We start from the raw sequence: 14,390 nt of genomic DNA on the forward strand, positions 1-14,390 counted from the left end.
GCTGATTAGCGACGCAGACCCAGGCGAGCGATCAGAGCGCTGTAACGGCTCACGTCCTTGCCTTTCAGGTAGTCCAGCAGCTTACGACGCTGGTTAACCATGCGGATCAGACCACGACGGGAGTGGTGATCTTTACCGTTGGCCTTGAAGTGACCTTGCAGTTTGTTGATGTTGGCGGTCAGCAGTGCAACTTGCACTTCTGGCGAACCAGTATCACCAACAGCTTGCTGGTAGTCGGTAACGATTTGAGCTTTTTCTTCAACGTTGAGAGCCATGAGGCAATCCTTTTATCAAGAAACTGTTTCAGGAAAACAGTTTCAACAGGCCAGGGACAAATCCCTGTATCTATAAATGAGTAGTGACCGTGCCTGTTGACAGCCACCCTCGCCAGCCCGCTGTGACACGGGCTGGTTTCGGTCATTCCGACCGAATCAGTCGACGCGGCGCAATGCGCCCGTCTTCGCTCACTTCACCGATACCGATAAAGCGACCGTTGTGATCCTGTACCCGCACCATGCCGAATTTCGGCGCGTCCGGGGCACGTACCGGCTGGCCGTTGAGCCAGTAGAACGCACTGTGCTCCGAGAACTGCAGCAGTGGCCAGTCCAGCAGGCCACTGTCGGATGGCATCAGGAAGCGATCAACCGCCTCGTTGCCACCTTCGGCATGCACGGCTTCCAGCTCTTCGAGCGTGACCGTCTGCGCCAGGGTGAAGGGGCCGGCCTGGGTCCGTCGCAGTTCAGCAACGTAGGCACCACAACCGAGCTTCTCACCGATGTCCTCCACCAGGGTACGAATATAGGTACCCTTGCTGCAGTCCACCGCCAGTCGGGCAGTATCGCCTTCGCTGGCCAGCAATTCCAAGCGCGCAATAGTAACAGAACGCGGTTCGCGCTCCACTACTTCCCCGGCACGGGCCAACTTGTAAAGCGGCTGTCCGTCACGCTTGAGCGCCGAGTACATCGGCGGTATCTGACTGATTTTCCCACGAAAATCCGGCAGGACCGCTTCGATATCGGCACGACCAACGGTCACCGGGCGCGTCTGCAAAACTTCGCCTTCGGCGTCCGCGGTGGTGGTGGTCTTGCCCAGTTGCATCAGGGTTTCGTAACCCTTGTCGGAATCGAGCAGGTATTGCGAGAACTTGGTCGCCTCGCCGAAGCACAACGGCAGCACGCCGGTGGCCAACGGATCGAGGCTGCCGGTGTGACCGGCCTTCTCGGCGTTGAGCAACCAGCGAACCTTCTGCAGCGCCGCATTGGAGGTAAACCCCAGCGGCTTGTCGAGCAGGATGATGCCGCTGACGTTACGACGGATACGTTTGACCTGAGCCACCGCTTACTCCCGGCCGTCTGCTGGAAGGTTGCCTTCTGGCGCCACGTCGCCGACATGCTGGCTGTCTTCGGCCACGGCACGCTCGATCAACGCCGACAGGTGCGCGCCCCGCACGACGCTTTCGTCGTAGTGGAAGTGCAATTGCGGCACGCTGCGCAGCTTCATCTCGCGGGCCAACTGCATGCGCAGGAAGCCTGCCGCCGAGTTGAGCACCTTGATGCTCTGGGCGATATCGTCCGGGTTGTCCTGGCCCATCACGGTGATGAAGATCTTCGCGTGACCGACGTCACGGCTGACGTCGACCGCGGTGATGGTGACCAGGCCGACGCGCGGGTCCTTGACTTCACGACGGATCAGCTGTGCCAGCTCACGCTGCATCTGATCGCCGATACGTTGGGTACGGCTGTATTCTTTTGCCATGTCTTGTTACCTGTTACTGCCTCACGGTGAAACCCGTGTGGTCTGAAAGCGGCAAACGCCCGGCCTGGCAGAAGCCGGACCGGGCGTTGCGTTTAGAGTCCGGCTGACGCCCCGCGCAGCGAGCTGCGGCGGGTCATCATGGCTCTTGAAGTGGACGAGTCAGAGGCTGCGAGCAACCTGGACCTTCTCGAAGACTTCGATCTTGTCACCGACCTTGACGTCGTTGTAGCTCTTCACGCCGATACCGCATTCCATGCCGGCACGCACTTCGGAAGCGTCATCCTTGAAGCGGCGCAGGGATTCCAGCTCGCCTTCGAAGATCACGATGTCTTCACGCAGTACGCGGATCGGACGGTTACGGTGCACGGTACCTTCGATCACCATACAGCCGGCGATCGCGCCGAATTTCGGCGAACGGAACACGTCGCGGACTTCGGCGATACCCAGGATGTTCTCCCGGACGTCGCTGCCCAGCATACCGGTCAACGCTTTCTTGACGTCTTCGATGATGTCGTAGATCACGTTGTAGTAACGCATATCCAGGCCTTCCTGCTCGACGATCTTCCGTGCGCCAGCATCGGCACGCACGTTGAAGCCGAACAGTACGGCGCTGGAGGCCAGTGCCAGGTTGGCGTCGGACTCGGTGATACCACCGACACCGCCACCGACGACGCGCACTTGCACTTCATCGTTACCCAAGCCGTTGAGCGCACCTTGCAGTGCTTCCAACGAACCACGGACGTCGGATTTGAGGACGATGTTGAGCGTCTTCTTCTCTTCCTGGCCCATGTTCTCGAAGATGTTTTCCAGCTTGCCGGCGTGAGCGCGAGCCAGTTTGACTTCGCGGAACTTGCCTTGACGGAACAGAGCCACTTCACGGGCTTTCTTCTCGTCGGCCACTACGCTCATCTCGTCGCCAGCGTCCGGGGTACCGTCCAGGCCGAGGATCTCAACCGGAATGGAAGGACCGGCTTCCTTGATCGGCTTGCCGTTCTCGTCGAGCATGGCACGTACACGGCCATAGTTCGAACCGACCAGGACCATGTCGCCCTGGCGCAGGGTACCGTCCTGAACCAGAACGGTTGCCACCGGGCCACGACCTTTGTCGAGACGCGATTCAACCACGACGCCACGACCAGGAGCCGAAGGCGTTGCTTTCAGTTCCAGGACTTCGGCTTGCAACAGGACTGCTTCGAGCAACTCGTCCACGCCAGTACCGACTTTCGCCGAAACCGATACGAACGGGGTGTCGCCGCCCCACTCTTCCGAGGTCACGCCGTGAACCGACAATTCGCTGCGGATGCGATCGAGATCGGCGCCCGGCTTGTCGATCTTGTTCACCGCGACCACCAGTGGAACACCGGCCGCCTTGGCGTGCTGGACAGCTTCAACGGTCTGCGGCATCACGCCGTCGTCCGCCGCCACCACCAGGATCACGATGTCGGTCGCCTTGGCACCACGGGCACGCATGGCGGTAAACGCCGCGTGACCCGGGGTATCGAGGAAGGTGACCATGCCGCGCTCGGTTTCAACGTGGTACGCACCGATGTGCTGGGTGATGCCGCCGGCTTCGCCAGCCGCTACCTTGGCACGACGGATATAGTCGAGCAGGGAAGTCTTGCCGTGGTCAACGTGGCCCATGACGGTCACGACCGGTGCACGGGAGAACGCTTCACCTTCGAACTTCAGGGACTCTGCCAGGGAATCTTCCAGGGCGGTGTCGCTGACCAGGGTCACTTTGTGGCCCAGTTCTTCAGCAACCAGTTGGGCAGTTTCCTGGTCCAGTACCTGGTTGATGGTGGCTGGAGTACCCAGCTTGAACATGAACTTGATGATTTCAGCAGCCTTGACCGACATCTGCTGGGCGAGATCGCCGACAGTGATGGTCTCGCCGATCTTCACTTCACGCACGATAGGGCCGGTTGGGCTCTGGAAACCGTGGGCGTTGCGTTTCTTCAGCTTGGCCTTGCCGCGACCGCCACGACGGAAACCGTCGCTCTCTTCGTCGGTAGTACGCGGAGCCACGCGTGGCGCCGGTGCCTTTTCCTTGACCGAAGCACGATGCGGAGCGTTCTTGCGCTCGCCATCGCCACTGCCGCTACGACGATTGCTATCGTCGGCGCGAGGCTTGTCCGGACGGCGTGGTTCTTCACGCTTGCGAGCATCGGCAGCCGGAGCAGGCGCGGCAACCGGTGCTTCACGCACAGGTTCGGCAGCCACGACCGGAGCGGCAACCGCTTCAACCGCGGGGGCAGCAACCGGAGCAGCAGCAGGCTGGTGACGCGCTTCTTCTTCGGCGCGACGCTTGGCTTCTTCTTCAGCCTTCTGGCGGGCCGCATTTTCTACGGCACGACGTTCTTCCAGCTCGCGCTTGCGCTCGGCTTCGATTTCTTCCGGGCTGCGTTGTACGAAGACTTTCTTCTTGCGTACTTCAACGCTGATGCTCTTGCTACCCGCAACACGCAGGGTGCTGGTGGTTTTGCGCTGCAGAGTGATCTTGCGCGGTTCTTCCACTTTCGCCTTGTGGCTGCTCTTCAAGTGAGTCAGCAAAGACTGCTTCTCACTATCGCTCACACCTTCATCGGCGGCGGTGTGCGGCAGACCTGCCTCACGCATCTGCTGCAACAGGCGCTCTACCGGTGTTTTGACCTCATCGGCCAGTTGTTTCACCGTGACTTGCGTCATGCACTTCTCTCCTCAGGCCGCGCCTAATTACTCGAACCAGTGGGCTCGGGCGGCCATGATCAACTTGCCGGCACGATCGTCGTCGATGCCGTCGATGTCGAGCAGGTCGTCAATAGACTGCTCGGCCAGGTCTTCGCGGGTAATTACGCCGCGCACCGCCAGTTCCATCGCCAAATCCTTGTCCATACCCTCAAGCGAGAGCAGGTCTTCGGCCGGATGGGCGTCTGCCAGCTTTTCCTCAGTAGCGATGGCTTTAGTCAACAAGCGATCCTTGGCCCGAGCGCGAAGCTCGTTGACGGTGTCTTCGTCAAAGCCGTCGATGTTGAGCATTTCTTCCAACGGTACGTAGGCAATCTCTTCCAGGCTGGTAAAGCCTTCATCAACCAGTACCTGCGCCAGATCTTCGTCGACTTCCAGCTCGTCGATGAAGTTGCGCAGAATGTCACCGGTCTCTGCCTGCTGCTTAGCCTGGATGTCCGATTCGGTCATCACGTTCAGGGTCCAGCCGGTCAACTGGCTGGCCAGACGCACGTTCTGACCACCGCGACCGATGGCCTGAGCCAGATTGTCTGCGCCGACGGCGATGTCCATGGCATGGGCATCCTCGTCAACGATAATTGCCGCGACTTCGGCCGGCGACATGGCGTTGATCACGAACTGCGCCGGGTTGTCGTCCCACAGGACGATATCCACGCGCTCGCCACCCAACTCGCCGGACACGGCCTGGACACGCGAACCGCGCATGCCGATGCACGCGCCCTGCGGATCGATGCGCTTGTCCTTGGAGCGGACGGCGATCTTGGCACGCGAACCCGGATCACGGGAGGCCGCCATGACTTCGATCAGCCCTTCGGCGATTTCCGGCACTTCGATACGGAACAGCTCGATCAGCATTTCCGGCGCGGTACGCGACAGGATCAGTTGAGGGCCGCGGTTCTCGGTGCGGATTTCCTTGAGCAGTGCACGAACCCGTACACCGACCCGGAAGGTTTCGCGGGAAATGATGTCTTCACGAGCCAGCAGCGCTTCGGCGTTGTTACCCAGGTCAACGATGACGTTGTCGCGGGTGACCTTCTTCACGGTACCGGAGATGATTTCACCCAGGCGCTCGCGATAAGCGTCGACGACCTGAGCACGCTCGGCCTCGCGGACTTTCTGCACGATGACTTGCTTGGCGGTCTGAGCAGCGATGCGACCAAACTCGATGGACTCGATCTTTTCTTCAACAACTTCGCCGACTTGTGCGCCAGGGTGGGTCAACGCGACCTTGCTCGGCCAGGTTTCCACAGCCGGATCGTCAAGATCGGCTTCTTCGACGACAGTCCAGCGACGGAAAGTCTCATAGGCACCGGTGTGGCGATTGATTTCCACACGCAGGTCAACTTCGTCTTCAAAGCGTTTTTTGGTAGCCGTGGCCAGGGCCACTTCCAGTGCTTCAAAAATCACGCTTGCCGGTACACCCTTTTCATTGGATACCGACTCAACAACCAGCAATACTTCTTTGCTCATCGTACGCCTCGCCTTTCGCAAGCCATTGGATCCGCGGGATCCGCGTCTCAGTCAAAACTGGGAATAATGTTGGCCTTGTCGATCAAATCGATCGGCAACAGGAACTCGTGCTCTTCTACCTGCACCACGATGTCCTGCTCTTCCACTCCGCGCAGAAGGCCCTGAAAATTACGTCGACCTTCAAAAGGCGAGCGCAACCTTATTTTCACTTGTTCGCCGGCATGCGAGGCAAACTGTTCAAGGGTGAACAGCGGGCGTTCCATGCCAGGAGAGGAAACTTCAAGGGTGTATTCAGTGGTGATCGGATCTTCGACATCCAGCACGCCACTGATCTGGCGACTGACAATGGCGCAGTCATCCACCAGTACACCGCCTTCTTTATCGATATAAACGCGCAACACGGAATGGCGGCCTTGAGCTGAAAACTCGATACCCCAGCATTCATAGCCAAGGGCCACGACCACCGGGGCCAACAAGGCCTGCAACTGTTCTAGCTTGCTCGACACCTGAACCCCCTCGTGCATGTATGTGCATGCTATTGAAATAAACAAAAAATGGGCGAATCGCCCATCCCTGAAACGCCGTCGAACAGCGGCGTCATAAAGTGTCCAGCTAACAAAAAGCCCCTGAAAAGGGGCTCCGCTAAAACTGGTTGCGGGGGCCGGATTTGAACCGACGACCTTCGGGTTATGAGCCCGACGAGCTACCAGACTGCTCCACCCCGCGACAAAGCTGGGGCGGAAGTATACGACCGATCCCTTACAGGGTCAATGTAACCTTCCACCTACAAGAAAGCCCGCAACAGCGGGCTCTCCTGATAATTGGTACCGAGAAGGGGACTCGAACCCCTACACCCTATGGGCACAACCACCTCAAGGTTGCGTGTCTACCAATTCCACCACCTCGGCAATACAACATTTACAGCATGAAACCCGTTTTATTTCTTCTGCTCAGGAGCTGGAGGTACGTCAGTCGCTGGGGTAGCCGACTTTTGCTCCTGGAGCACCGGTACATCATCAGATGCCGGTTTTTGCTTTGGCGCTTCCAACACCGCCGGGCTTGGCAAACCTACTTGAGTCAGCTGGTGAGCTTTCTCTTTAGCAAAGTAACCTAACCCTAAGCTGGTTATGAAAAAAGCTGCGGCAAGTATAGCAGTAAACTTACTAAGAAAGGTAGAGGAACCTTGGCTTCCGAACACAGTATTTGAAGCACCTGCTCCGAAAGACGCACCAGCGTCCGCACCTTTACCCTGTTGCAGCAATACCAGAGCAACAACGCCCAGTGCACCCAACAGATGAAGAACGACTACGACTGTTTCCAGCATTTTTTCAGTTTCCCGCGGCGCGACAGATCGCACCGAACTCATCTGCATTCAGGGACGCTCCACCAATGAGCCCCCCATCGATATCCGGCATGCCGAACAGTTCGACCGCATTGGCCGCCTTCACGCTGCCGCCGTATAGAAGCCGCACACCTTGTGCAACCTCAGAATTCTCTGCCGCCAACTGCGCGCGAATGGCGGCATGCACATCCTGCGCTTGTTGCGGCGAAGCTGTCCGTCCGGTGCCAATGGCCCAGACCGGCTCGTAAGCGATAACGGCCTTGGAAAAAGCACCGATACCCAGCTCTTCGATAATACTGCCCAACTGACAGGAAACCACTTCCATCGTCTTGCCGGCTTCACGCTGCTCCAGGGTTTCCCCTACACAGAGCACCGGGATCAAACCACAAGCCTGCGCTGCCGCGAACTTGCGATTCAGGGTGCGATCCGTTTCGCCCATGATCTGGCGACGCTCGGAGTGCCCTACCAGGACCAGGGAGCAACCTGCATCGACCAACTGGCTCGGTGCAATTTCACCGGTCAAGGCGCCCTGCATGGATTCCATCGCCGAGTTCTGCGCGCCGACCGAAATCGACTTGCCTTTCAAGCCATCAATCACTTGATTGATATGCAGGCAAGGCGGGAATACCGCCACGTCAACACCGCTCGGCAAGGCCAGGGTACGCAGCCCCTTGATCAGCTCAGCGACGCTGGCGCGGGTACCGTGCATCTTCCAGTTACCAGCTACCAATGGACGACGCATGCTGTACCTCGCAGGTCAAAGTGGGCGCAGATGTTACCCAACCAGATCATCACTGGCAAGCCGAATTCAGGCGCAAACTTCAGCAACCAGTTTTGCCAGAGCCTCGGCATGGCCACGAACCGAAACTTCGTCCTCGCCCTCGACCATCACGCGTACCAGCGGCTCGGTGCCAGACTTGCGCAACAGCACGCGCCCACGACCCTGCATGGCTTCGGTCACGCGCTCGCAAGCCGCCACCACTTCAGGGTGCTTGACCGGATCGACACCACCACCGAAACGCACGTTGAGCAGTACTTGCGGGCATTTGCGCAGCGCCTGGCGCGCCTCGGCCAGGCTTGCGCCACGACGGCGCACCGCCAGCAGGGCCTGCAGTGCCGCGATGATCGCGTCACCCGTGGTCGTATTGTTCAGGCACAAGATGTGTCCAGAGTTTTCACCACCGATCAGCCAGTTGCGTTCGAGCAACTCGGCGATCACATAACGGTCACCGACATTGGCACGCACGAACGGAATCTCCAGTTCCTTGAGCGCCAGTTCGAGCCCCAGGTTGCTCATCAGGGTCCCGACCACGCCGCCGTTCAATTTATTACGCTCGGCGAGATCCCTGGCAATGATGAACACCAGCTCATCACCATCGACCACCGCACCGGTGTGATCGACCATCAACACGCGGTCGCCATCACCGTCGAAGGCGATGCCCAGGTCGGCTTTCTCGGCCAGCACGGCCGCCTGCAGCGGCTTGATGTGGGTCGAGCCGCAGTTGTCGTTGATGTTCAGCCCATTGGGTTGCGCGGACAGGGCGATAACCTCCGCCCCCAGCTCGCGGAAGACGCTCGGAGCGACCTTGTAGGTGGCACCATGGGCACAATCGAGCACGATCTTCAGGCCCGACAGGTTGGTCCCGGTCGGCACGCTGCTCTTGCAGAATTCGATATAACGACCGGCCGCGTCATTGATCCGCGAGACCTTGCCAAGCTTTTCCGAATCAACCACGGTCATTGGCGCATCGAGCAATTCCTCGATCATCAATTCGACTTCATCCGGCAGCTTGGTGCCTTCGCCGGAGAAGAACTTGATGCCGTTGTCATCATGGGGGTTATGGGAAGCACTGATGACGATCCCCGCCTCGGCGTGGAAAGTCCGGGTCAGGTAGGCGATGGCCGGTGTCGGCATCGGCCCCAGCAGCATCACATCGGCGCCCGCGGCCGACAGGCCGGCTTCCAGGGCGGACTCGAACATGTAGCCGGAGATACGCGTGTCCTTGCCCACCAGCACACGGCAGGCGCCCAGCTTGCGAAACGCCATACCGGCGGCCCAGCCCAGCTTGAGCATGAAATCAGGGGTGATCGGGTATTGCCCGACGCGACCGCGAATACCGTCGGTGCCGAAATATTTCTTTTTCATAAGTGCTCCATCATTCTTATTCTGCAGCTTCAACGGCAGCAATCATATTGACGACGTCGACCGTCTCGGCCACATCGTGCACTCGCAGAATCCGCGCGCCCTTGCTCATCGCCAGCGCCGCCAGCGCCAGGCCGCCATACAGGCGCTCACCTACCGGACGCCCGAGGGCCTGGCCTATCATGCTCTTTCGCGAGACGCCAACCAACAGCGGTCGCCCAAGAGCATGCAGCGCCTCCATATGTTTGAACAGGCTCAGGTTGTGCTGCAGGTTCTTGGCAAAGCCGAACCCCGGATCAAGGATAACCCGTTCGGCCGGAATACCTGCCGCTTCGCACTGGCGCATACGCTCGACCAGGAATGCCTGCACCTCTTCGGTGACATTCCCGTAGTGCGGATTGTCCTGCATGTCGCCCGGCTCGCCGAGCATATGCATCAGACACACCGGCAAACCGGTCGCCGCCGCCGCATCCAGCGCGCCATCGCGCCGCAGGGCGCGCACGTCGTTGATCAGGCCCGCACCGAGACGCGCGGTTTCGCGCATCACCGAAGGCGTCGAGGTATCGACCGAAATAACCACATCCAGCTCACGGTGGATGCGCTCGACAATCGGCGCCACCCGCTCCAGCTCTTCCAGAGGCGATACCGCACGCGCACCGGGCCGGGTCGACTCGCCGCCGACATCGATCAGCGTCGCGCCGGCCTGCACCATGCCCTCGGCATGCCGCAACGCCGCATCCAGCAGACTGAAACGTCCGCCATCGGAAAAGGAGTCGGGGGTGACATTGAGAATGCCCATGACATGCGTCCGGGCCAAATCAAGAACCCGGTTGCCGCAAGGCAACCGGGTCGAGGACTGAACAGAAGTCATTTCAAACCTTAGTGATCAGCCGCAGGGCCACCGATCGGTGTCTCGGGGCGTTCGTTCTGGACGACAGGCGGCGTGCCCGAAGTCCCCGAACCACCTTCCCAGTCACGCGGCTCGCGTGGTGGGCGACCGGCCATGATGTCGTCGATCTGCTCGGCATCGATGGTCTCGTACTTCATCAGCGCATCGGCCATGGCGTCGAGCTTGTCGCGGTTATCGGTGAGGATCTGCTTGGCCGTGCCGTAGCACTGGTCAATGATGCTGCGCACTTCGGAGTCGATCAGCTTGGCCGTTTCGCCGGAGAAGCTGGTGCTCTGACCGCCACCGCCACGCCCCAGGAACACCTCCTGGTCTTCATCGGCATACATGAGCGGACCCAGTTTTTCGGACAGGCCCCACTTGGTGACCATGTTCCGGGCAATCTGGCTGGCACGCATGATGTCGTTGGACGCACCGGTGGTCACACCGTCGAAGCCCAGGGTCATCTCTTCGGCGATACGACCGCCGTAAAGCGAGCAGATCTGACTGATCAGGGCGCGCTTGGACAGGCTGTAGCGATCCTCTTCCGGCAGGAACATGGTCACACCCAGCGCACGACCGCGCGGAATGATCGAGACCTTGTAGACCGGATCGTGTTCAGGCACTACCCGACCGACGATCGCATGACCGGCTTCGTGGTAGGCGGTGTTCTGTTTTTCCTTCTCGGACATGACCATGGATTTGCGCTCGGCGCCCATCATGATCTTGTCCTTGGCCAGCTCGAATTCCTTCATTTCGACAATACGCTTGCCGGTACGAGCAGCGAACAGCGAAGCCTCGTTGACCAGGTTGGCCAGGTCCGCGCCGGAGAACCCCGGGGTACCACGGGCAATAACCGCTGGAGCGACGTCGTCACCCATTGGCACCTTGCGCATGTGGACCTTGAGAATCTGCTCGCGACCACGGATATCCGGCAGGCCGACCACCACCTGGCGGTCAAAGCGGCCTGGGCGCAGCAACGCCGGGTCGAGTACGTCAGGACGGTTGGTCGCGGCAATGACGATGATGCCGTCATTCATTTCGAAGCCGTCCATCTCCACCAGCAACTGGTTGAGGGTCTGCTCACGCTCGTCATGACCGCCGCCCATGCCGGCACCACGGTGACGACCGACCGCATCGATTTCGTCGATGAAGATGATGCAAGGCGCATGTTTCTTGGCCTGCTCGAACATATCGCGAACACGGCTGGCACCGACGCCGACGAACATCTCGACGAAATCGGAACCGGAAATGGTGAAGAACGGCACTTTGGCTTCGCCGGCAATCGCCTTGGCCAGCAAGGTTTTACCGGTACCCGGAGGGCCGACCATCAGCACGCCGCGCGGGATGCGGCCGCCCAGGCGCTGGAACTTGCCCGGATCGCGCAGGAACTCGACCAGCTCGCCCACTTCTTCCTTGGCTTCGTCGCAACCGGCAACGTCAGCCAGGGTGGTTTTCACCTGGTCTTCGGACAGCAGGCGCGCCTTGCTCTTGCCGAAACTCATCGGGCCACCCTTGCCGCCCGCACCGCCCTGCATCTGGCGCATGAAGAACATGAACACCGCGATGATCACCAGGATCGGGAAACTGGCGACCAGCAACTGGGTCCAGATACTCTGCTGTTCAGGCTGCTTGCCTTCGACCACGACGTGGTTGTCCACCAGGTCGCCGATCAGGCCATTGTCCTGGATCGCCGGGCGGATGGTCTTGAAGCTGTCGCCATCGTTGCGCTTGCCGGTGATCACGTAACCGTCCACGGCAACGCGTTCGACCTTGCCATCCTTGACCTGCTGGATGAAGTCGGAATAGTTGAGGGTCTGTGGCTCGTTAGGGCTGGAGAAGTTGTTCATCACCGTCACCAGGACAGCCGCGATGATCAACCACAGGATCAGATTCTTTGCCATATCGTTCAATTAACTACCCTCTGAAGCTAGCTCCGCTTGTGGCGCGCGCTTCGCATGATATTCACCGGCATAACTTACTACATTACCTACAGCTTCGCAGGCGCCGTCTGTAACCCTTTGTGAAACATTGACTACACAATATTCGCTTATGTTCACGAGGCGAAATGCGAAATTCCTATCGCCCCGGTCAAAAACCCCGCCTTACTCGGTCCGCCCACGAAAGCCACGACCCAGCAAATACTGCTCGCGGGACCGATCGCGGGAGGATGCCGGCTTGCGTGTCTGCACCTTCTCGAACTGCTTGCGGAAGTTCCTGTGGTACTCGTCGAAGCCTTCACCCTGGAAAACCTTGATCAAAAAATCACCACCTGGACGCAAGACGCGTCCGGCGAGATCAAGTGCCAGCTCGCAAAGAAACATCGAGCGCGGCATATCCACTGCGGGCGTACCACTCATATTGGGGGCCATATCGGAAATCACAAGGTCAACCTCGGAATTTCCGACAGCTTCGAGGATCTGCGCCAGCACGGCGTCCTCGGTAAAGTCGCCCTTGATGAAGGTCACATCGGGGATGCTGTCCATATCGAGGATGTCGGAAGCGATCAGACGACCCTGCCCGCCAATCAGACGACTGGTCACCTGGGACCAGCCACCCGGTGCGGCGCCGAGGTCGATCACGCTCATGCCCGGACGGATGATCCGGTCCTTCTCCTGGATCTCCAGCAGCTTGTAGCTGGCACGGGAGCGGTACCCGTCTTTCTGTGCCATTTTGACGAACGGGTCGTTGAAATGTTCTTTCAGCCAGTTAAGGCTAGTCTTGGAACGGGCCACGGGGCACCTCGAAAATAGTCGAATCGCGATTAACTGGGCGGTCCCGGACTCGCTCGGGTAAACTGGCCGCCGCTTTTTACAAGATCAGACGCAGGGGTCAGATTATGCCGCTCACTCAAGAGCAGAAGAAACAGTACAAATCCATCGGCCACCATCTGAAACCAGTATTGACTGTGGCTGACAACGGTTTGACTGAAGGTGTGTTAGCCGAACTCGAACGCGCATTGAGCGATCACGAGCTGATCAAGATCAAGCTCAACATCCTCGATCGCGAAGCTCGCCTGGCGAACATCGCCGAGCTGTGCAAGGTCGGCAAGGCTGACCTGGTACAGGTCATCGGCAAGATGGCGCTGATTTATCGCAAGAATTTCAGCGTCAACAAGCAGTTGTCGAACGTTCACCGTTTCAAGTGATGTAGACAAGGGTCAAGGGTACGCTTCGCGTGCCCTGCCACTCTCGCCAGGGACGGGCTGCAGGACCAGTACCAGGCCGGACAGGCCAAGCACCAGATAACTGAACAGCTGCCAGCGCAACGCTTCCGGCTGCCAGTACCGCACCGCAAAATACATCCCGCACGCATACAACGCCATCAGCAGCAACTGCCCGCGAATATCGCGCCACAGGCTTGCCCGACCTTTGGCCTGGACCAGCACCAGGACCTGCACGGCCACGCAGACCGCTGCAAATCCCACCAATAAAGAGCCCAGCAGGCTGCCGATCTCTTCGATCAACAGCGGTGCCAGGCCGATCTGCGCCAGAACCGGCAGCAGTCCTACATGTAACAGCCACAGGCCGCCGACCCAGAGCATCTGGGCCAGTTGCCAGAGCATGGCGCCCGCACGCAGCGGGCGCCGCCGTTCAGATATGGCGGACTTCGACAATCTCGTACTCGATCACGCCACCGGGCGTCTTGACGGTCACGACATCGCCTTCTTCCTTGGCGATCAGGGCGCGGGCAATGGGCGAACCCACCGAAATCTTGCCCAGCTTGATATCCGCCTCATCCTCGCCAACGATGTGGTAAGTCACGCTTTCGTCGGTTTCGACGTTGGCGATCTCCACGGTCGTGCCGAAAATCACCTTGCCGGTATGCGGGATGGTCGTGACATCGATGATCACCGCATTCTGCATGCGGCCTTCGATATCACGGATCCGCGCCTCGACCATACCCTGCTGCTCGCGCGCAGCATGGTATTCGGCGTTCTCCTTGAGGTCGCCCAGCTCGCGGGCCGTACCGATGTCCTGGCTCAGCTTCGGGCGGATGACCTTGGTCAGGTGAGCGTGCTCATCTTCCAGGGCCTTGGCGCCCTGAACAGTCATGGGGTACTTGGTTAT

At 59.5% G+C, this 14,390-nt stretch carries 15 protein-coding genes and 2 tRNA genes; 1 reads left to right on the forward strand and 16 read right to left on the reverse strand.

From position 1 onward, the window contains the following. Positions 1-5: 5 nt before the first annotated feature. From rpsO to rlmE, 14 genes are all read right to left on the reverse strand, one after another. Positions 6-275 (reverse strand): 30S ribosomal protein S15, encoded by a 270-nt coding sequence (gene rpsO, locus HX851_RS24535; RefSeq protein WP_177058741.1) that lies wholly within the window; start codon positions 273-275, stop codon positions 6-8. 142 nt (positions 276-417) lie between these two features. Continuing rightward, a complete protein-coding gene (gene truB, locus HX851_RS24540) occupies positions 418-1,335 on the reverse strand; it encodes a tRNA pseudouridine(55) synthase TruB (RefSeq protein ID WP_017126821.1) in 918 nt (305 codons plus the stop codon). Positions 1,336-1,338: 3 nt separating this feature from the next. Beyond that, on the reverse strand, positions 1,339-1,755 hold the full coding sequence (gene rbfA, locus HX851_RS24545; RefSeq protein WP_177058734.1) for a 30S ribosome-binding factor RbfA: 417 nt from the start codon (positions 1,753-1,755) through the stop codon (positions 1,339-1,341). Between the two features lie 159 nt (positions 1,756-1,914). Continuing rightward, the gene (gene infB / locus HX851_RS24550) at positions 1,915-4,440 is read right to left on the reverse strand and encodes a translation initiation factor IF-2 (RefSeq protein ID WP_177058732.1); all 2,526 of its coding nucleotides are present in this window, start codon (positions 4,438-4,440) and stop codon (positions 1,915-1,917) included. A gap of 27 nt (positions 4,441-4,467) precedes the next feature. Further along, on the reverse strand, positions 4,468-5,949 hold the full coding sequence (gene nusA, locus HX851_RS24555; RefSeq protein ID WP_177058730.1) for a transcription termination factor NusA: 1,482 nt from the start codon (positions 5,947-5,949) through the stop codon (positions 4,468-4,470). A 47-nt stretch (positions 5,950-5,996) separates the two neighbouring features. Then, positions 5,997-6,455 carry a ribosome maturation factor RimP gene (gene rimP / locus HX851_RS24560; protein ID WP_042935593.1) on the reverse strand — a complete coding sequence of 153 codons (459 nt, stop codon included), beginning with the start codon at positions 6,453-6,455 and terminating at the stop codon, positions 5,997-5,999. A gap of 143 nt (positions 6,456-6,598) precedes the next feature. Then, a tRNA-Met gene (locus HX851_RS24565) sits at positions 6,599-6,675 on the reverse strand. A 96-nt stretch (positions 6,676-6,771) separates the two neighbouring features. Next, positions 6,772-6,857: transfer RNA gene (locus tag HX851_RS24570), tRNA-Leu, on the reverse strand. A gap of 29 nt (positions 6,858-6,886) precedes the next feature. Then, positions 6,887-7,273: a preprotein translocase subunit SecG gene (gene secG / locus HX851_RS24575; protein ID WP_177058803.1), complete on the reverse strand. Its 387-nt coding sequence runs from the start codon at positions 7,271-7,273 to the stop codon at positions 6,887-6,889. Positions 7,274-7,277: 4 nt separating this feature from the next. Continuing rightward, the gene (gene tpiA, locus HX851_RS24580; protein ID WP_177058726.1) at positions 7,278-8,033 is read right to left on the reverse strand and encodes a triose-phosphate isomerase; all 756 of its coding nucleotides are present in this window, start codon (positions 8,031-8,033) and stop codon (positions 7,278-7,280) included. A gap of 66 nt (positions 8,034-8,099) precedes the next feature. Next, positions 8,100-9,437, reverse strand: a complete 1,338-nt coding sequence (glmM, locus tag HX851_RS24585) for a phosphoglucosamine mutase (protein WP_177058724.1) — start codon at positions 9,435-9,437, stop codon at positions 8,100-8,102. A 16-nt stretch (positions 9,438-9,453) separates the two neighbouring features. Next, positions 9,454-10,305 (reverse strand): dihydropteroate synthase, encoded by an 852-nt coding sequence (gene folP, locus HX851_RS24590; protein ID WP_177066194.1) that lies wholly within the window; start codon positions 10,303-10,305, stop codon positions 9,454-9,456. 8 nt (positions 10,306-10,313) lie between these two features. Next, entirely contained in the window at positions 10,314-12,224 is a 1,911-nt protein-coding gene (gene ftsH / locus HX851_RS24595; protein WP_177058720.1) for an ATP-dependent zinc metalloprotease FtsH, read from the reverse strand. A gap of 201 nt (positions 12,225-12,425) precedes the next feature. Further along, positions 12,426-13,055 (reverse strand): 23S rRNA (uridine(2552)-2'-O)-methyltransferase RlmE, encoded by a 630-nt coding sequence (rlmE, locus tag HX851_RS24600; protein ID WP_177058718.1) that lies wholly within the window; start codon positions 13,053-13,055, stop codon positions 12,426-12,428. A gap of 104 nt (positions 13,056-13,159) precedes the next feature. Between rlmE and HX851_RS24605 the strand changes: the two genes are divergently transcribed. Continuing rightward, complete coding sequence (locus tag HX851_RS24605) at positions 13,160-13,468, forward strand: YhbY family RNA-binding protein (protein WP_017133097.1); 309 nt, start codon at positions 13,160-13,162, stop codon at positions 13,466-13,468. Positions 13,469-13,480: 12 nt separating this feature from the next. Here HX851_RS24605 and HX851_RS24610 read toward each other — a convergent pair whose 3' ends face one another. Together HX851_RS24610 and greA are read right to left on the reverse strand one after the other, a co-directional pair. After that, on the reverse strand, positions 13,481-13,885 hold the full coding sequence (locus HX851_RS24610; protein WP_177058716.1) for an MFS transporter: 405 nt from the start codon (positions 13,883-13,885) through the stop codon (positions 13,481-13,483). A 28-nt stretch (positions 13,886-13,913) separates the two neighbouring features. Next, positions 13,914-14,390: a transcription elongation factor GreA gene (gene greA, locus HX851_RS24615; RefSeq protein WP_177058801.1), complete on the reverse strand. Its 477-nt coding sequence runs from the start codon at positions 14,388-14,390 to the stop codon at positions 13,914-13,916.

Origin of the sequence: Pseudomonas gingeri (assembly GCF_013385635.1) — a bacterium.
Lineage (GTDB): Bacteria > Pseudomonadota > Gammaproteobacteria > Pseudomonadales > Pseudomonadaceae > Aquipseudomonas > Aquipseudomonas gingeri_A.